A 16,385-nucleotide genomic window follows, 5' to 3' on the forward strand; every position below is an offset into this window, starting at 1 on the left:
GCCCACCTCCCCGCCGCCCCGGGGGGGCGCCCCCCCCCCCACCCCCCCCCCGCCCCCCCCCCCCCCCCCCCCCGCGGGGGGGGCGGGCCGCCCCCCCGCCCACCGCAGTGAGGCACCCGGGGCAGGAGGCGGTCAGGCCTTGACGACGGACTCGGCGGGGGCCGGTTCGTGCGAGGCCGCCGCCGGGGCGTGGGACGCCGGCTTCGACTTCAGGGCGACCTCCTTGATGAACACCACCAGGACCAGTCCGAGCAGCGCGAACGGGGCGGCGTAGAGGAAGACGTCGCCGACGCCGTGCCCGTACGCGGACTCGATGACCTCACGGAACGGAGCGGGCAGCTTGTCGAGGTCGGGGATCCCGCCCCCGGCGGTGCCGCCGTGGCCGAGGGCCGCGGCCTTCGGCCCGAGGGCGGCGAGGCCGTCCTGGACGTAGTGCGTGACCCGGTTGGCCATGACGGCGCCCAGTGCGGAGACGCCCATGGCGCCGCCGAGGGAGCGGAAGAAGGTGACGACCGAGCTGGCCGCGCCCAGGTCCTCGGGGGCCACCTGGTTCTGGGTGGCGAGGACCAGGTTCTGCATCATCATGCCGAGACCGAGGCCGGTCACCGCCATGTAGATCGCGATGTGCCAGTACGGGGTGTCGTAGCGCAGGGTGCCCAGCAGACCCAGACCGGCCGTCAGCAGGACGCCGCCGGAGACGAGCCAGGCCTTCCACCGACCGGTCTTGGTGATCACCTGACCGGAAACGGTGGAGGAGACGAAGAGGCCGGCGATCATCGGAATCGTGAGGATTCCGGACATCGTCGGGGACTCACCGCGGGCCAACTGGAAGAACTGGCTGAAAAACACGGTCCCCGAGAACATCGCGATGCCCACGAACAGGGAGGCCGCCGAAGCCAGGGTGATGGTCTTGTTGCGGAACAGCCGCAGCGGGATGATCGGGTCGCTCGCACGGGACTCGACGAGGACGAAGAGCAGGCCGAGCAGCACCGCGCCGCCCGTCATAGCCCAGGTCTGCCAGGAGATCCACTCGTAGGAGTCGCCGGCCTGCGTGACCCAGATCAGCAGCAGCGAGACCGCGCCGCTGATCAGGGAGGCGCCCAGCCAGTCGACCTTGACGTCGCGGCGCACGACCGGGAGGTGCAGGGTGCGCTGGAGCACGATCAGGGCGATGATCGCGAACGGCACGCCGGCGTAGAAGCACCAGCGCCAGCCCAGCCACTCGGTGTCGGTGATGACACCGCCGAGCAGCGGGCCGCCGACGGTGGCGACGGCGAAGACCGCGCCGAGGTAGCCGCTGTACCGGCCGCGCTCGCGCGGGGAGATCATCGCGGCCATGACGATCTGCGCCAGGGCCGAGAGGCCGCCGACGCCGATGCCCTGGACCACGCGGCAGGCGATCAGCATGCCGGTGTTCTGGGACAGGCCGGCGACCACGGAGCCGAGGACGTAGATCACCAGGGATATCTGGACCAGCAGCTTCTTGCTGAACAGGTCGGACAGCTTGCCCCACAGGGGGGTGGCCGCCGTCATCGACAGCAGGGCGGCGGTGACCACCCAGGTGTACGAGGCCTGGGTGCCGCCGAGGTCGCTGATGATCTGGGGCAGGGCGTTCGAGACGATCGTGGACGACAGGATCGCCACGAACATGCCGAGCATCAGCCCGGACAGCGCCTTCATGATCTGGGGGTGGGTCATGGTCACGGAGGTGGCCACGGACGCGGGTGGGTTGTCGGTTGTCGTCTCCGACTGGGCCATGTCTTTCCTTACCTCTAGAAGCTCGATCGGAGTCGGGCCAGCAGGGTGTTGAGTACGTCGATGTCCTGGGGGGACCAGTCGCGGAGGGCTCTCTCCAGCGAGGTCGTGTACCGGTCGCCGAGCTCGGTGAGGAGCGCCCGTCCGGCCGGGGTGAGCCGCAGGATGCGGCAGCGTCCGTCGACCGGGTCGGTCTCGCGCTCGATCCAGCCGCGGTCGGCGATGTGCGTGACGTGCCGGCTGGTCACGGAGATGTCGACGGCCATGAACTCGGCCAGCCGGCTCAGCCGCATCTCACCGTGCCGGTCGAGCACGGTGAGGACGGCGGCCGCGCCGGGCGGGCAGTCCGGGGGGAGGCTGCGGGCGAGCTCGCGCTTGACCGCGCCGATGCCGGTGAGCTGGCGGGCCAGCTCCGCGTACGGGGTGGTCGCAGTCGTCGGAGTGCGCTGAGTCGGCGGTGCCGTCTGCGGTGCCGCTTGCGGTGCGGTCTGCGGTGCGGTCTGCACGGTCACCGGGTTCCCCCATCTTGTTGCTTGAGGCAACCATAGAAGCGAATGGTTGCTACAGGCAAATTAATCCGGGGGTGGGGCGGTAAAGGAATCGGAAAACCGGCTAGGGTCCTGCTCCATGGCTGACAACCACAACTCACAGGTCCCCGAGGGCAACTACGACCCCGCGGGCAGCACGCAGATGTTCAAGGCCTTCGTCGAGGAGGCCGCCCCGGCCCGGCAGGCGGGTCCGGGAGCGCGTCAGCAGCGCCGCGCCGAGCAACAGCAGCGGTCCGGTTCCTCGAACCCGGCCCTGAAGATCGGGCTGGCCCTGGCGGTCGTGCTCGTGATCGGCGTGGCCGCCTGGATGATCCTCGTCTGACGGTGCCCGGGAAAGGCCTTCAGGTCCCTCAGGCGCCTCAGGCGGCTCAAGGGCCTCAAGGGCTCAGGCTCCCCGGGCACCTCAGTTCCAGGTCGCGGTGACCTTCTGCGTGTCCACGTGCATGCCCAGCGGTACCCGCCAGGCCTCCACGCAGACCGTGTAGGTCTGCGTCTTCGAGGCCCCGCCCGCCAGGGGCGCCGGCAGCGGCTGGGCCGTGGTGATCGTGGCCCAGTCGACGCCGAGGGCGCCGATGATGTGCGTCGCGAAGCTGACCGTGCCCGCGCGGGCCGCGGTGGTTCCGGTGTTGGCGAAGGTCACGGTGACCCGCTCGCACCAGCGGTCGGCCGCGGCCGACCTGACCGGCGCGGACAGTGTGATCCGGGCCGGTGTGGAGGCGGGCGGTGCCGGCGGCGTCGTGCCGGGTTTGGTGGGCGGGCTCGTCGGTGTGCCCGGTGGGTTCGGCGCGCTCGGTGAACCCGGCCCGCCCGGCGTGCTGGGTGTGCCGGGGGACGGTGGGGTCCGGCCCGGGCCCGCCGGGGTGCCGGGGGCGTTCGCGGAGCCGCCGGGGCCGGTGGTCGTGGCTCCGCCCGGGGTGGAGCCGCCAGAGGTCCCGGATCCCGCGGGACCGGACGTCGTACCGGAGGACTCGGAGGACTCGGTGGATCCGCCCGCCGCGTCCTGGCCGCCGAGCTGCTGGAACTCCACCTGACCCCGCGGCGCCACGTTCTCCCCCGCGCCCCGTTCGGGGCCCGGGGCCGCTGCGCCCACGGCGACGTAGCCGTCCCGCGCCGGGCCGCCGCAGCCGGTGAGGGCGGCGACGGCCGTGCAGCACACGGTGAGCAGGGTGGTGGCGGCAGCCGCTCGCGATCCCTTTCGCATCGCGCCAGTTTTCCTGACGGAGCGTCAATTGGGAAGCGGGAGGCGCCGGATCACTCCCCGATGAGGCCTACGCGCAGTTGCGCGAGGGTGCGGGTCAGCAGCCGGGAGACGTGCATCTGGGAGATGCCGACCTCCTCGCCGATCTGCGACTGCGTCATGTTGGCGAAGAACCGCAGCATGATGATCTGCCGCTCCCGGGGCGGGAGTTTGGCGAGCAGCGGCTTCAGGGACTCCCGGTACTCGACGCCCTCCAGCGCGGTGTCCTCGTAGCCGAGGCGGTCCGCGAGCGAGCCCTCGCCGCCCTCGTCCTCGGGGGAGGGCGAGTCGAGCGAGGAGGCGGTGTAGGCGTTGCCGACGGCGAGACCGTCGACGACGTCCTCCTCCGAGACCCCGAGCACGGCGGCGAGCTCCGGCACGGTCGGCGAGCGGTCCAGTTTCTGGGCGAGCTCGTCGCTGGCCTTCGTCAGCGCCAGGCGCAGCTCCTGGAGCCGGCGCGGGACGCGCACGGACCAGGAGGTGTCCCGAAAGAATCGTTTGATCTCGCCCACGACCGTCGGCATCGCGAACGTCGGGAACTCGACGCCGCGTTCGCAGTCGAAGCGGTCGATCGCCTTGATCAGGCCGATGGTGCCGACCTGGACGATGTCCTCCATCGGCTCGTTGCGGCTGCGGAATCGGGCGGCTGCGTAGCGCACGAGAGGCAGGTTCAGCTCGATCAGGGTGTCGCGTACGTACGCCCGGTCGGGGCTGTCCGCATCCAGGGCGGCAAGTCGCTGGAAGAGGGAGCGGGAGAGGGTGCGGGTGTCGATGGCTTCCGAGCGGTCAGACGCTACAGGTGCTGTCGGCGCAGGCGCGCTCTTGACGAGCGTGAGCACCTTGGAGCTGCCCTGGTCTACGGACATGCCACCCCCTTGAGGTCGCGGACGGTCGCGTACGGCGCGCCCGTCGGAGGAACGCAGCCTCCACCTGAATACCGGAGGCGGGGCTGCGGCAAACGCGGTTCCAGCAGAATGTCACATGTCGGCAACGCGCTGTAGCGCCATGTCGACATATATCTCCAGCGACAGAAGAGGTCAGAGGCCGATCAGCCCGATCTGTCGGGAAACGCGTGAATGATCTCCACTCGTTCCGGTTACGCCTCGATCCTGTTTGCGGATCTCAGTCGGGCGAAGCTCCGGGCGAGGAGTCGGGAGACGTGCATCTGGGAGACGCCGAGCTCCACGCTGATCTGCGACTGCGTCAGATTGTTGTAGTACCGCAGGAGCAGGATCCTTTGCTCACGTTCGGGCAACTGTACGAGGAGATGGCGGACGAGGTCGCGGTGCTCGACCCCGGCCAGCTCCGGGTCCTCGTAGCCGAGGCGGTCCAGCAGCCCGGGCATGCCGTCGCCCTCCTGGGCGGCCTCCAGGGAGGTCGCGTGGTAGCTGCGCCCGGCCTCGATGCAGGACAGCACCTCGTCCTCGGAGATGCGCAGCCGCTCGGCGATCTCCGCGGTGGTCGGGGTGCGGCCGTGGAGGGTGGTGAGGTCCTCGGTGGCGGCGTTGACCTGGACCCACAGCTCGTGGAGGCGGCGCGGCACGTGGACCGTGCGGACGTTGTCGCGGAAGTACCGCTTGATCTCGCCCACGACGGTCGGCATCGCGAAGGTCGGGAACTGCACGCCGCGGTCCGGGTCGAACCGGTCGATGGCGTTGATCAGGCCGATGGTGCCGACCTGGACCACGTCCTCCATCGGCTCGTTGCGGCTGCGGAATCGGGCGGCCGCGTACCGGACGAGCGGGAGGTTGGCCTCGATGAGGGCCCCGCGCACCCGGCTGTGCTCGCTGGTGCCCACCTCCAGGCCCTTCAGCTGTCCGAAGAGCACCTGCGTGAGCGCCCGGGTGTCCGCGCCCCTGCTCGGAGGTCTCGGCGCGACCGGGGGCTCCTCGGGGGGCTCCTGGCGGGGCTCCTGGAGGTGTTCCCGCGGGGGCTCCGGCTGGGGCGGTACCTGGGGGTCCTGCTGGGGTGGTACTTGAGGTGCAGTACTGGCCGGCACGGTCACGCCACCCCTTCAGTCAACTCATCCATCAAAAGCGGTCATAGCATCACAAGAGATGTGCACTGTGTGCAAGCACCGTATATCGCCGTGTTGAAGGCAAGTTGGGCATAAGGGGGCATTATGCCCAGTGGTGGGTATGCAAAAAGCCCCCCACCCGTCGGAGTGGGGGGCCGGAAGTCCGGGAACCGCTTCAGCGTACGGGTCAGCGCACCAGTTCGGTCATGAACTCGCCGATGCCGGAGGCGGCATCCGATATCCCCTGGAAGCCTATTTCCACGATCTCGGCCGCTCTCTTCGGCTGGGTGATGATCACGAAGAGGGCGAACACGGTGAGGGCACCCGTGATGAGTTTCTTGGTGTCCACGAGCGGGCGGCCTCCCCAACCGGTCCTTGCAAGTCGGGTGAGTCTAACCGGTCAAGATTGGACACTCACCTGCCCTTTAAGGACCAATGACCCGGTACTCCGGGCCCTTTGCCGTGGCGTGGGGGGTTGCGGCGCGCGCAGGATTGGTGTGAGCCCACCGGTTCTGGCAGGAAACCGGTGGGTGAGGGACAGGGCCTCACTGCAGGGTCCGGGCCGCCGGCTTCCCCCTGACTGCGGCCCGGACCGGCAGGTCCGTCCTCATCGGGGAAGTGGCTTTGTCCCCCGATGCCGCTTCCCCCGTCCAGCGTCGAAGGTCCCGGCCCACCGGTCGGGGCCTTCTTCGCGTCGTCCCAGGGGCCTGCGGGCCCACGGGCGCCTATTCGAGGCCGCCGGCCAGGTCCGTGAGGGGCTGTACGGGCGCGATGACCGGGGCCAGATGGTTGGGCAGCTCCATCAGCGCGTTGAGCTGGTTGGCGCCGGCGCTGAGCTGCGACCCGATCTCCTGGACGGACGCGGGCTGCGCCCCGGCCGGCATCCCCGGGGCGGCCGCCGGCAGGTCCGGGAGGGTGAGGGGGGAGATCGGGGCGGCCGAGGCGGCGGGTGCGGCGAGGCCCGCGGCGGCCCCCGCGAGGGCGATGGCGGCGAGCATGCGCTGGGTCTTGGTCATGCCGTGACAACGGCCGAGGGGGCGGCCGGTCACGCGCGTGTCCTCCGGAGAGCCGATCGCCGGCGGCCCGGAACCCGCCCGGAACCCGCCCGGAACCCGCCCCGGAACCCGCCCCGGAACCCGCCCGGAATACGCCGAGAGCCCCGACCCTTGCGGGGCGGGGCTCTCGATCGAAGCGGTAGTGGAGGGATTTGAACCCCCGATGGGTTGCCCCATACTCGCTTTCGAGGCGAGCTCCTTCGGCCACTCGGACACACTACCGAGATGGATCCTAGCCTAAGGAACCCCATCCGCCGAAATCGGTGAGTCCGGTGCCGCCGCAGCGCCCGTACGCAGGGCTTTCCGGGCCAACCCGGGCGCCCGGAAGGCGCCCCGCCCGGAGCCCGCCCGGCTCCCGCCCCGGCTCCCGCCCCGGCTCAGAGGTCGCGGAAGAAGTCCGTCAGCTGCCGCGCGCACTCGTCCGCGAGGACGCCGCGGACCACCTCGGGGCGGTGGTTGAGCCTGCGGTCCCGTACGAGGTCCCACAGCGACCCCGCCGCGCCCGCCTTCTCGTCGTCCGCGCCGTAGACCACCCGGGCGACGCGCGACTGCACGAGCGCGCCCGCGCACATCACGCACGGCTCCAGGGTCACCACGAGGGTGCACCCCGGAAGCCGCCATTCCCCGAGTGCGGCGGCCGCCCGCCGCAGCGCGACCACCTCGGCGTGCGCCGTGGGGTCGCCGGTCGCCTCGCGTTCGTTGTACCCGGTGGCGAGGACCTTCCCGTCCGGGCCCAGCACGACGGCGCCGACCGGCACATCGCCGGCCGGCACCGCCCGGGCGGCCTCCTGGAGCGCCAGGCGCATGGAGTCCCGCCACGGGCCCCTCACGGGATCGTCGGTGTGCGCAGGGAGCACTAGCGGACGGCCTCCAGTACCTCGGTGGCGCCGAGGGACTCGGCGATCTCCGAGAGGGCGTCCCCGTCCAGGGTCATCAGTTGTTTGTTGGTCACCCCGAGATCGTCCAGCAGCAGGGGGTCGCCGAGCGGACCGGCCGGTACCGGTTCCGCACCGGCCCCGCCCACCTCGTCCTCGTCGGTGTCCTCGTCCGTGAACGCGGCGACGGCATCCTCCTCGCCGTCCTCGGTGCCGTCCAGGTCCAGGTCGTCGAGTTCGTCGTCCTCCTCGTCGCTGCCCAGCAGCTCTTTGGTCAGCATCGAGCCGTAGGAGCTGCGGGAGGCCGCGGAGGCGTTCGACACGAAGTACCGCGGGTCCTCCTCGCCGTCCACGCGGACGACGCCGAACCAGGCGTCCTCCTGCTCGATGAGGGCGACCACCGTGTCGTCGTCGACAGCGGCGGACCGGGCGAGATCGATCAGATCACTGAGGGACTCGACGTCGTCGAGTTCCATGTCGCTCGCTTCCCACCCGTCTTCGGTGCGCGCGAGCAGTGCGGCGAAATACACCGTGACTCTCCCACTGGTCTTAGGCGTGCCGGTTGGAGGTCCCCCCGGCCGGAGGTTGGGGCAAAGCGGCCGTGCTGCTCGCCGCCCGTACCCCGCCCAATCGGCATCGTGGCAGAAACAGCGGCTCTGCGAGAGGTCTTCCGCGCTTGCGTCGTGCCGCGCCGTGCCCTGGCAGGGGGTGTGCGGGGTTGCGGCGCGGGGGCGGCGGGGCCGTGCCGGGGTGTGTGGGGCGGGCGGTGCGTCCCGGACGTGTCGCGGCGTGCGTCCCGGACGTGTCGCGGCGTGTGGCGCTGCGCGTGTCACGGCGTGCCGGGGCCGGAGGCCGCAACGGACACGTCTGCCGGGCGGTTCCGGCCCGCGCGGCCGGAACGCTTCCGCTTACCAGCGGAAGGTGCGCATGCGCATCTGCTGGCGCATTCGGGCCGCACGGGCGCGGCGGGGCTGGACGCGATCGCGCAGCTCGCGCGCCTCCATCAGGTCGCGCAGGAACTGCGCGCGGCGGGCTCGGCGCTGCGCCGCGGTCTCCGGCGCGTCGTCGCTCGGCTGCGTGTCGGGCATCGGCCACCACCTGGGCTGGTCGGTCGTCCCCCCTGCACCCACCTTCCCCCGTCCGGGCCGTTTGATGCCACCCCGCCGCAGGTCAGGCGTCGTCCGTGAGGGTCGGGACCACGGCGACCGGGCCGTGCGCGTGGTGGAGCACGGCATGGGCCACGGAGCCGATCAGCAGGGACATCGCGGTGCGCCGCGGGTGGTGGCGGCCCACCACGACCAGCGCCGCCGCCCGGGAGGCGGTGACCAGCCGGCCCGCCGGGTCCCCCGGCACCGCGGCCTGCTCGACGGGGACGTCCGGAAACCGCTCACGGAAGGGCGCCAGCCGCTCGGTCTGCGACCGCAGCATCTCCCTTTCGGCCGGTACGCCGTCCCCCTCGTCGGCCAGCCCCTCCGGCGGGATCACCGCGAAGGGGGCGTCGATCATCAGGTTCGGCGAGGGCGGGATGGCGTACGCGGAGACCACCTGGACGGTGGTCCCCCGCACGGCCGCCTCCGTGAACGCGAAGGTCAGCACGTCGTCGGGGGTCTCGGCGGCGTGCAGCCCGACCACCACCCGCCCGGCCGACTCCTGCGCGTCGACGTCGGGGTCGGCTGCGGCGCTGCGTTCCTCGTGCGGGACCACCACCACCGGGCAGGGGGCCGTGCTCGCCACGGCCCGGCTGTTCGAGCCGAGGAGCAGGCTGGCGAAGCCGCCGCGGCCGCGGGAGCCCATCACCAGCATCCGGGACTCCGCCCCGATCACCCGCAGCGCCTCGGGTACGGAGCCCTCCAGGGCCTCGTACGTGACTCCCTCGGGCAGTGCGGAGCCGTCGCCGAGCAGGGACCGGATCCAGTCGCGCACGGGGTCGGCGAACTCCGCCGGCTGCGACGCGTCGTGCAGCGAGGCCCGGCGCCCGGCGTACAGCTGGGCGTGGTCGGGCAGGACGTGGGCGACCAGCAGTCCGCTGCCGTGCCGGGCGGCCTCGGCCCGCGCCCACTCCAGGGCCTTGAGGCTGTGTTCCGATCCGTCGACGGCCGCGATCACCGGTGTGTTGCTCATCAGTCCAGCCTGCTCGGCGTCCGTGCGGGCCGCATCCGCAGGTCCGCGGCGGGCGTGGCCGCGGCTTCGGACGCGAAGGGGGCGCGTCAGCGCGTAGCCTTTTGGGTGCAGGTCGCGTCGTGCGACCGTTTTTGCCGGTCGCAGGCTGAGTTTTGGAGGATGTTGTGCGTTTGCAGGTCGTCGATCACCCCTTGGTGGCGCACAAACTCACCACCCTGCGCGACAAGCGCACCGACTCCGCCACCTTCCGGCGGCTCGCCGACGAGCTGGTGACCCTGCTCGCCTACGAGGCCACCCGGGACGTGCGCACGGAGCAGGCCGACATCGAGACCCCGGTCGCCCCGACCACCGGCGTGAAGCTCTCGCACCCGCGCCCGCTGGTCGTCCCGATCCTGCGCGCCGGCCTCGGCATGCTCGACGGCATGGTGCGGCTGCTGCCGACCGCCGAGGTGGGCTTCCTGGGCATGGTCCGCAACGAGGAGACCCTGGAGGCCTCCACGTACGCGACGCGCATGCCGGAGGACCTCTCGGGACGTCAGGTCTACGTCGTCGACCCGATGCTCGCCACCGGCGGCACGCTGGTCGCGGCGATCCAGGAGCTGATCAAGCGCGGCGCCGACGATGTCACGGCCGTGGTGCTGCTGGCCGCGCCCGAGGGCGTCGAGATCATGGAGCGCGAACTGGCGGGCACGCCGGTGACGGTGGTGACGGCCGCGGTGGACGAGCGGCTCAACGAGCACGGCTACATCGTGCCGGGCCTGGGTGACGCGGGTGACCGGATGTACGGCTCGGCCGAGTAGGAGAGCCGTACGGCGGTCCGGCGCGCCGGGTGCGCCCCGCGCGGTGGAGCGCGGTGCGCGTCCGTCGGGTCAGCAGTTCTTGGGCGCGGGCACGGGGTTGGCCAGCAGGGCCAGCGCCTTGTCCGCGCTCTCCTTCGTGTTCAGCTCCTTGAAGGCGTCGCCCAGGATCAGGTCGACGTCCGCGCTCTCGCGGGTGTCGGTCTGCTGGGTGGTGCCGGCGAGCTGCGTGCCGAGTACGGAGAAGACGGCCTTGTCGGTCGTGGGGGAGCCCAGCAGTATCCCCGTGCCGGGGACCTTCTTGTCGAAGGTGGCGGGGGCGTTGCCCACGTTGCCGATCACGAAGCCGCGTTTGGCCAGCTCGTCACCGACGGCCTTGGCCAGACCCGCGCGCGGGGTCGCGTTGTAGACGTTGACCGTGATCTCCCCGGGAGGGGGGAGCACGACCGCGGGTTTGGCGGCGGCCGAGGCCGTGGAGGCGGCGGCGGGGCCGCCCTTGGAGGCGGCCTCGGGAGGCGTCGTCGGGCAGTCCTTGGCACCCGCAGCCGTGTTCCGCTTGGGGCTGTCGCCCCGGAACACGTCGATGAGCTGCAGGGCCCCGTAGCCGACCAGGGCCAGCGCAAGGATCGAGCCGAGCACGGCGAGGATGATCCGAGGACGGCTCCGCTTACGGCTCATACGGGGGTAGGCAGCTCCCGTGACGCGGTACTTTCCGCCCATGCCGGGGGGAGTGAGCATGCTCATGGGCGCAGCGTAGTGCGACCCGGTGTCGATGCCTACTAAATGATCTGCTGATAGGTCAATGGTGACCCGAAAGGCGCAATCCAGACGAACTCGTCAGTCCATCTCGAGGACCCGCGCGTGCAGAACCTGGCGCTGCTGCAGGGCGGCGCGCACGGCGCGGTGCAGTCCGTCCTCCAGGTAGAGGTCGCCCCGCCACTTCACGACGTGGGCGAACAGGTCGCCGTAGAAGGTGGAGTCCTCGGCGAGCAGCGTTTCGAGGTCCAGCTGCCCCTTGGTCGTCACGAGCTGGTCGAGCCGGACCGGGCGCGGCGCGACGTCCGCCCACTGCCGGGTGGTTTCCCTGCCGTGGTCGGGGTAGGGCTTTCCGCTTCCGATGCGCTTGAAGATCACACGGAAAGCCTACCGGGCCGGTGCGTGCGGGCGCAGCCTCGCGACGGTGGTGCAAAAGTGGCGAACAGCGCTATTTGGGGAGTGATGCATGAGCGAGAGCACCGACCCCGCCGTCCCGGCGGACCAGACGGGCCCGGCCGGGGAGATCGCCGCCGGGTACGCGTTCACCGGACCCGCGCTCGACCTCGGGGCCCTCCTGTGGGACGGCGACTGCCTGCCCGACCGTCAGATCCGCATCCCCCTGGCGATGCTCAACCGCCACGGACTGGTCGCCGGAGCCACCGGAACCGGCAAGACGAAGACGCTCCAGCTCATCGCCGAACAGCTGTCGGCGGGCGGCGTCCCCGTCTTCCTCGCGGACGTCAAGGGGGACATCTCGGGGATCTCGGCGCCCGGGACGGCCAACGAGAAGGTCGGCGAACGGGCCCGGGACGTCGCCCAGTCGTGGGAGCCCACCGGATACCCCTGCGAGTTCTACTCGCTGGGCGGGATCGGCCCCGGGATCCCGCTCCGGTCCACGGTCACCAGCTTCGGCCCGGTGCTGTTGTCGAAGGTGCTCCAGCTCAACCAGACGCAGGAGCAGTCCCTCGGCTTGATCTTCCACTACGCCGACACCAAGGGCCTGGAGCTGATCGACCTCAAGGACCTGCGCGCGGTCGTCGCCTTCCTCGTCTCCGACCAGGGCAAACCCGAACTCAAGGGGATCGGCGGACTGTCCACCGTGACGGCCGGGGTGATCCTTCGGGCGCTGACCGCCTTCGAGCAGCAGGGCGCCGCGGAGTTCTTCGGCGAGCCCGAGTTCGACACCGGCGAGTTCCTGCGGACGGCCGCGGACGGGCGCGGACTGGTTTCCGTACTGGAACTCCCGGCGGTTCAGGACAAGCCGCAGCTCTTCTCCACCTTCCTGATGTGGCTGCTGGCCGACCTCTACAACGACCTGCCGGAGGTCGGCGACCTGGAGAAGCCCAAGCTCGTCTTCTTCTTCGACGAGGCGCACCTGCTCTTCAACGGGGCCTCGAAGGCCTTCCTCGCGTCCATCACCCAGACGGTCCGGCTCATCCGCTCCAAGGGCGTCGGCGTCTTCTTCGTCACGCAGACCCCCAAGGACGTGCCGGCGGACGTGCTCGCCCAGCTCGGCAACCGGGTGCAGCACGCGCTGCGCGCCTTCACCCCCGACGACGCCAAGGCGCTGAAGGCGACCGTGAAGACCTTCCCCCACTCCGCGTACGACCTGGAGGAGCTGCTCACCGGGCTGGGGACCGGCGAGGCGGTCATCACCGTGCTCAGCGAGAAGGGCGCGCCGACCCCGGTCGCGGCGACCCGGCTGCGCGCCCCGCAGTCGCTGATGGGGCCGATCGCGGCGGCGGACCTGGAACAGGCGGTGAAGTCCTCGCTGCTCCACGCGCGCTACGCGGAGCCGATCGACCGCGAGTCGGCGTACGAGAAGATCAGCGCCGAACAGGCCGCCGCGGAGGCGCGGGCGGAGGCCGCCGCGGCCGAAGCCGAGGCCGAGAAGCAGGCCGGGGCAGCGGAGAAGGAGGCGGCGCGGGCCGCGCGCAGCGCCCCGAAGCCGGATCCGTCGCTGGCCGAGCAGGTGGTGGGGAGCGGGCTGTTCCGCTCGCTGGCCAGGTCGATCGGGACCCAGCTGGGCCGGGAGATCTCCCGCTCGATCTTCGGGACTGCGCGCAAGCGCAGGTGACGCGGTGACAGACTCGGGTGCATGCGGACCGAACTCACCGACACCACGTCCAGCAAGGTCAACCGGGCCCTGCTCGAAGCCCGCCGGGCGATAGGCAGCCCGACCATGGGGCTGGTGCTGACCCTTGTGATCGTCACCGACGAGGAGAACGCCTACGACGCCGTACGCGCGGCCTCCGAGGCCTCGCGCGAACACCCGTGCCGCATCATCGCGGTGATCAGGCGGACTTCGCGCGGCCCGCTCAAGCTCCGCGCGAACCGGGTCGACGCCGAGCTGCGGGTCGGTTCGGACGCCGGGACCGGAGAGATCGTGCTGCTGCGCCTGCACGGGGCGCTGACCGGGCAGGCCGGCTCGGTCGTCCTGCCGCTGCTCCTGCCGGACGCTCCCGTGGTGGCCTGGTGGCCGGCCGACGCTCCCACCGACCTGGCGGGCGACCCGCTGGGCGCGCTCGCGCAGCGCCGGATCACGGACGCTGCCGCCGCCGCCGACACGATCGGCGTGCTCGACGAGCGGGCCGCGGGCTACCAGCCCGGTGACACCGACCTGGCCTGGACCCGCATCACGTCGTGGCGGTCGCTGCTGGCCGCCGCCCTGGACCAGAAGCCGCTCCCGGTGACCGGCGCGACGGTGGAGAGCGAGCCCGACAACGCGAGCGCGGAGCTGCTGGCGCGCTGGCTGGAGGACCGGCTGGGGGTGCCGGTGGCCCGGATCGCGAGCGAGGGCCCGGTGATCACCCGGGTCGGTCTGCAGACCACGGGCGGGGAGATCCGGGTGGACCGGCCCGCGGGCGTGCTGGCCACCCTGAGTCTGCCGGGCAGCCCCGACCGCAAGGTGGCCCTGAAGATCCGCAGCAGCGCCGAACTGATCGCGGAGGAACTGCGCCGCCTCGACGCGGACGTGGTCTACGGCTCGGCGCTGCGGCGGCGGCCGCTCCAGGCGGAGCTCTCCGCGTAGTGGTTGTCGTAGGTCGCCGAGCTGTCCTTGATGTCCTGCACGGTGGCCTCGCCCGCGTTGACCCGGCCCAGGAGCCGGTAGTAGTCGAAGCGGCCCATGCCGGGGGTGAAGCCGACGAAGACGCTCGCGGTGTGACCGGCGGCGGGGGCGAAGGCGTGCTTGACCCCCGGCGGGACGGCGATGAAGTCGCCGGCCTCCAGCGTGTGGATCTCGTCGTCGACGAGGACGTCGAGCCGTCCGGCGGTGACGTGGAAGAACTCGGTGGCCTTGGTGTGGAAGTGCACTGGGGCGCCCGCCGCGCCCTCGTCGAAGGCGGCGGTGTTGCAGGTGAGCTCGGCGGTGTCGGTGAGCAGGGTGATGAGGCTGCCGGGGGCGTCGTAGATGGCTTCGGCAGTGGCGGCGCGGGTCGCGATCTCGTTCATGTCCACCAATCTACGGTCCCGATAGACCGCAATCAGGGGTCAATCCGCGGCCTGAATCGCCGGTCAATTCGGCGCCGCTCCACCGCCTGACCAGGCAGGAACTAGCCGGCCTTGTCCGCCTTGGCGGCCTTGGCCGCGGCCTTCATCTCCTGCTTGTGCGCCCGCACCCTGGCCAGGGACTCCGGGCCCGTGATGTCGGCCGCCGAACGGTAGACGTTCGCCGGGCCGTACCCGCCGGCCGCCTCCCGCCAGCCCGTCGGACGTACGCCGAAGCGCTTGCCCAGCAGGGCGAGGAAGATCTGTGCCTTCTGCTCCCCGAAGCCCGGCAGCGCCTTGAGGCGCTTGAGCAGTTCCCGACCCGTCGGGGCGTCGGCCCAGACCGCCTCCGCGCTCCCGCCGTAGTGCTCCACGAGGTACGCGCACAGCTGCTGGATCCGCGTCGCCATCGACCCCGGGTACCGGTGGACCGCGGGCTTCTCGGAGAGCAGCGCGGCGAAGGCCTCCGGGTCGTACGCGGCGATGGTGTGCGCGTCGAGGTCGTCGGCGCCCAGCCGCCGGGCGATCGTCCAGGGCCCCGAGAACGCCCACTCCATCGGCACCTGCTGGTCCAGCAGCATCCCGACGAGGGCGGCGAGCGGGCTCCGGCCGAGCAGCGCGTCGGCCTCCGGCTGCTGTGCAAGCCGGATGGTGATGTCCTTGTCCATGGCTCCAGCGTCCCGCCTGGGCGCGCTCCCCGCGCGGTCGGCACACCGCGCGCCTAGCGTGAGTACGACGACGACATCGTGAGTACGACGACGACATGCAGACGACAGGGACGAGACGAGGAGCCGATCGATCATGCTTGAGTTCTCCGAAGGTGCGCCGTGCTGGGTGGACGCGATGTTCACCGACGTGGAGGGGGCCAAGACCTTCTACGCGGACGTGCTGGGCTGGACCTTCGGCGAGGCCAGTACCGAGTACGGCAACTACACGCAGGCCTACTCCGACGGCAAGGCCGTCGCGGCCGTCGTCCCGCCGATGCCGGGGACCGACGCGCCCTCGCAGTGGTGTCTGTACTTCGCCTCGCCCGACGCGGCGGCCACGGCCGAGAAGGTCACGGCGAACGGCGGCGAGGTCCTGATGGGCCCGATGCAGGTGGGCGCCTTCGGCACGATGCTGATCGCGAAGGAGCCGAGCGGCGCGGTCTTCGGCGTCTGGCAGCCGGGCGAGCACAAGGGCTTCGAGAAGATGGGCGAACCGGGCTCCTACGCCTGGGCGGAGGTCTTCACGCGGGAGCCGGCCAAGGCGGACGCCTTCCTGCCGAAGGTCTTCCCGTACGGCGCCCAGCAGATGGACGCCGGCGACGACCCCGAGGCGGCCGGCATGGACTTCAAGGTCTTCAGCGTCGGCAGCGGCGGGAACCCGGTCCTGGGCCGGATGAACATGGGCGACGAGTTCCCGCCCGAGATCCCGTCGTACGTCCAGATCTACTTCGGTGTGCCGGACTGCGACGAGGCGGTGTCGAAGACGCAGAAGCACGGCGGAAAGCTGCACTTCGGGCCGATGGACAGCCCGTTCGGCCGGTTCGCGGCGGTGACCGACCCGCAGGGCGCCGCCTTCGCAGTGATCGACATGTCGACAACGGTGGGTGAGATGCCGAGCTTCGGCTGAGCCCTGGACCTGCCCCCGAGCCCCCGAGCCCCCGCGAAATCCTTTTTCGCGGGGGTTGTCACATGTGGGGGGTGGGGCGGGTCAGTGGAGTGAGGGTGGCGGGAACGAGACCGGGGCGAGG

Annotated in this window: 20 protein-coding genes and 1 tRNA gene; 5 read left to right on the plus strand and 16 right to left on the minus strand. The window is 71.3% G+C overall.

Translation table 11 applies throughout. The annotated features are described in order from the left end of the window. Positions 1-132: 132 nt before the first annotated feature. Together ACGFZK_RS30890 and ACGFZK_RS30895 are read right to left on the minus strand one after the other, a co-directional pair. Positions 133-1,758: an MDR family MFS transporter gene (locus ACGFZK_RS30890; RefSeq protein ID WP_393852157.1), complete on the minus strand. Its 1,626-nt coding sequence runs from the start codon at positions 1,756-1,758 to the stop codon at positions 133-135. Between the two features lie 14 nt (positions 1,759-1,772). Continuing rightward, positions 1,773-2,165, minus strand: coding sequence for a MarR family winged helix-turn-helix transcriptional regulator (locus tag ACGFZK_RS30895; RefSeq protein ID WP_393852228.1), 393 nt, complete (start codon positions 2,163-2,165; stop codon positions 1,773-1,775). Positions 2,166-2,382: 217 nt separating this feature from the next. On the opposite strand from ACGFZK_RS30895, the gene ACGFZK_RS30900 reads away from it, so the two are divergent. Beyond that, positions 2,383-2,625 carry a hypothetical protein gene (locus tag ACGFZK_RS30900; RefSeq protein ID WP_393852158.1) on the plus strand — a complete coding sequence of 81 codons (243 nt, stop codon included), beginning with the start codon at positions 2,383-2,385 and terminating at the stop codon, positions 2,623-2,625. 81 nt (positions 2,626-2,706) lie between these two features. On the opposite strand, the gene ACGFZK_RS30905 is transcribed toward ACGFZK_RS30900, so the two are convergent. From ACGFZK_RS30905 to ACGFZK_RS30950, 10 genes are all read right to left on the minus strand, one after another. Further along, the gene (locus ACGFZK_RS30905; protein ID WP_393852159.1) at positions 2,707-3,504 is read right to left on the minus strand and encodes a hypothetical protein; all 798 of its coding nucleotides are present in this window, start codon (positions 3,502-3,504) and stop codon (positions 2,707-2,709) included. A gap of 50 nt (positions 3,505-3,554) precedes the next feature. After that, positions 3,555-4,406: an RNA polymerase sigma factor SigF gene (locus ACGFZK_RS30910; RefSeq protein ID WP_393852160.1), complete on the minus strand. Its 852-nt coding sequence runs from the start codon at positions 4,404-4,406 to the stop codon at positions 3,555-3,557. A gap of 230 nt (positions 4,407-4,636) precedes the next feature. Next, complete coding sequence (locus ACGFZK_RS30915; protein WP_393852161.1) at positions 4,637-5,539, minus strand: RNA polymerase sigma factor SigF; 903 nt, start codon at positions 5,537-5,539, stop codon at positions 4,637-4,639. Positions 5,540-5,744: 205 nt separating this feature from the next. After that, complete coding sequence (locus ACGFZK_RS30920; RefSeq protein ID WP_167745563.1) at positions 5,745-5,906, minus strand: hypothetical protein; 162 nt, start codon at positions 5,904-5,906, stop codon at positions 5,745-5,747. 376 nt (positions 5,907-6,282) lie between these two features. After that, on the minus strand, positions 6,283-6,606 hold the full coding sequence (locus ACGFZK_RS30925; RefSeq protein ID WP_393852162.1) for a hypothetical protein: 324 nt from the start codon (positions 6,604-6,606) through the stop codon (positions 6,283-6,285). Positions 6,607-6,749: 143 nt separating this feature from the next. Further along, a tRNA-Ser gene (locus tag ACGFZK_RS30930) sits at positions 6,750-6,834 on the minus strand. Positions 6,835-6,989: 155 nt separating this feature from the next. After that, a complete protein-coding gene (tadA, locus tag ACGFZK_RS30935; protein ID WP_393852163.1) occupies positions 6,990-7,418 on the minus strand; it encodes a tRNA adenosine(34) deaminase TadA in 429 nt (142 codons plus the stop codon). Positions 7,419-7,468: 50 nt separating this feature from the next. Further along, the gene (locus ACGFZK_RS30940; RefSeq protein WP_393852164.1) at positions 7,469-8,017 is read right to left on the minus strand and encodes a hypothetical protein; all 549 of its coding nucleotides are present in this window, start codon (positions 8,015-8,017) and stop codon (positions 7,469-7,471) included. A gap of 378 nt (positions 8,018-8,395) precedes the next feature. Beyond that, positions 8,396-8,575, minus strand: a complete 180-nt coding sequence (locus ACGFZK_RS30945) for a hypothetical protein (RefSeq protein WP_361590131.1) — start codon at positions 8,573-8,575, stop codon at positions 8,396-8,398. A gap of 82 nt (positions 8,576-8,657) precedes the next feature. After that, positions 8,658-9,608: a universal stress protein gene (locus tag ACGFZK_RS30950; protein WP_393852165.1), complete on the minus strand. Its 951-nt coding sequence runs from the start codon at positions 9,606-9,608 to the stop codon at positions 8,658-8,660. A gap of 164 nt (positions 9,609-9,772) precedes the next feature. Between ACGFZK_RS30950 and upp the strand changes: the two genes are divergently transcribed. After that, positions 9,773-10,408, plus strand: coding sequence for a uracil phosphoribosyltransferase (upp, locus tag ACGFZK_RS30955; protein ID WP_030010426.1), 636 nt, complete (start codon positions 9,773-9,775; stop codon positions 10,406-10,408). Between the two features lie 69 nt (positions 10,409-10,477). Here upp and ACGFZK_RS30960 read toward each other — a convergent pair whose 3' ends face one another. Beyond that, complete coding sequence (locus ACGFZK_RS30960) at positions 10,478-11,149, minus strand: LytR C-terminal domain-containing protein (protein WP_393852166.1); 672 nt, start codon at positions 11,147-11,149, stop codon at positions 10,478-10,480. A gap of 93 nt (positions 11,150-11,242) precedes the next feature. Further along, entirely contained in the window at positions 11,243-11,539 is a 297-nt protein-coding gene (locus ACGFZK_RS30965; protein WP_030726217.1) for a type II toxin-antitoxin system VapB family antitoxin, read from the minus strand. Between the two features lie 88 nt (positions 11,540-11,627). Here ACGFZK_RS30965 and ACGFZK_RS30970 point away from each other — a divergent pair, with 88 nt between their 5' ends. Then, a complete protein-coding gene (locus ACGFZK_RS30970) occupies positions 11,628-13,238 on the plus strand; it encodes a helicase HerA-like domain-containing protein (protein ID WP_393852167.1) in 1,611 nt (536 codons plus the stop codon). 21 nt (positions 13,239-13,259) lie between these two features. Further along, a complete protein-coding gene (opcA, locus tag ACGFZK_RS30975; RefSeq protein ID WP_393852168.1) occupies positions 13,260-14,192 on the plus strand; it encodes a glucose-6-phosphate dehydrogenase assembly protein OpcA in 933 nt (310 codons plus the stop codon). Here opcA and ACGFZK_RS30980 read toward each other — a convergent pair. Both ACGFZK_RS30980 and ACGFZK_RS30985 read right to left on the minus strand, forming a co-directional pair. Beyond that, complete coding sequence (locus tag ACGFZK_RS30980; RefSeq protein ID WP_393852169.1) at positions 14,141-14,614, minus strand: cupin domain-containing protein; 474 nt, start codon at positions 14,612-14,614, stop codon at positions 14,141-14,143. The two genes, opcA and ACGFZK_RS30980, sit on opposite strands and share 52 nt — an antisense overlap. A gap of 101 nt (positions 14,615-14,715) precedes the next feature. Beyond that, positions 14,716-15,318: an HhH-GPD-type base excision DNA repair protein gene (locus ACGFZK_RS30985; RefSeq protein ID WP_393852170.1), complete on the minus strand. Its 603-nt coding sequence runs from the start codon at positions 15,316-15,318 to the stop codon at positions 14,716-14,718. A 133-nt stretch (positions 15,319-15,451) separates the two neighbouring features. Between ACGFZK_RS30985 and ACGFZK_RS30990 the strand changes: the two genes are divergently transcribed. Next, positions 15,452-16,264: a VOC family protein gene (locus ACGFZK_RS30990; protein ID WP_393852171.1), complete on the plus strand. Its 813-nt coding sequence runs from the start codon at positions 15,452-15,454 to the stop codon at positions 16,262-16,264. Positions 16,265-16,385: the final 121 nt, after the last annotated feature.

Origin of the sequence: Streptomyces sp. NPDC048257 (assembly GCF_043201855.1) — a bacterium.
Lineage (GTDB): Bacteria > Actinomycetota > Actinomycetes > Streptomycetales > Streptomycetaceae > Streptomyces.

Coding starts and splice junctions, on each gene's coding strand:
- ACGFZK_RS30890 (WP_393852157.1), bottom strand. CDS start 1,758: ATGGCCCAGTCGGAGACGACAACCGACAACCCACCCGCGTCCGTGGCC.
- ACGFZK_RS30900 (WP_393852158.1), top strand. CDS start 2,383: ATGGCTGACAACCACAACTCACAGGTCCCCGAGGGCAACTACGACCCC.
- ACGFZK_RS30905 (WP_393852159.1), bottom strand. CDS start 3,504: ATGCGAAAGGGATCGCGAGCGGCTGCCGCCACCACCCTGCTCACCGTG.
- ACGFZK_RS30910 (WP_393852160.1), bottom strand. CDS start 4,406: ATGTCCGTAGACCAGGGCAGCTCCAAGGTGCTCACGCTCGTCAAGAGC.
- tadA (WP_393852163.1), bottom strand. CDS start 7,418: ATGCGCCTGGCGCTCCAGGAGGCCGCCCGGGCGGTGCCGGCCGGCGAT.
- ACGFZK_RS30945 (WP_361590131.1), bottom strand. CDS start 8,575: ATGCCCGACACGCAGCCGAGCGACGACGCGCCGGAGACCGCGGCGCAG.
- ACGFZK_RS30950 (WP_393852165.1), bottom strand. CDS start 9,608: ATGAGCAACACACCGGTGATCGCGGCCGTCGACGGATCGGAACACAGC.
- ACGFZK_RS30960 (WP_393852166.1), bottom strand. CDS start 11,149: ATGAGCATGCTCACTCCCCCCGGCATGGGCGGAAAGTACCGCGTCACG.
- ACGFZK_RS30970 (WP_393852167.1), top strand. CDS start 11,628: ATGAGCGAGAGCACCGACCCCGCCGTCCCGGCGGACCAGACGGGCCCG.
- opcA (WP_393852168.1), top strand. CDS start 13,260: ATGCGGACCGAACTCACCGACACCACGTCCAGCAAGGTCAACCGGGCC.
- ACGFZK_RS30980 (WP_393852169.1), bottom strand. CDS start 14,614: ATGAACGAGATCGCGACCCGCGCCGCCACTGCCGAAGCCATCTACGAC.
- ACGFZK_RS30985 (WP_393852170.1), bottom strand. CDS start 15,318: ATGGACAAGGACATCACCATCCGGCTTGCACAGCAGCCGGAGGCCGAC.
- ACGFZK_RS30990 (WP_393852171.1), top strand. CDS start 15,452: ATGCTTGAGTTCTCCGAAGGTGCGCCGTGCTGGGTGGACGCGATGTTC.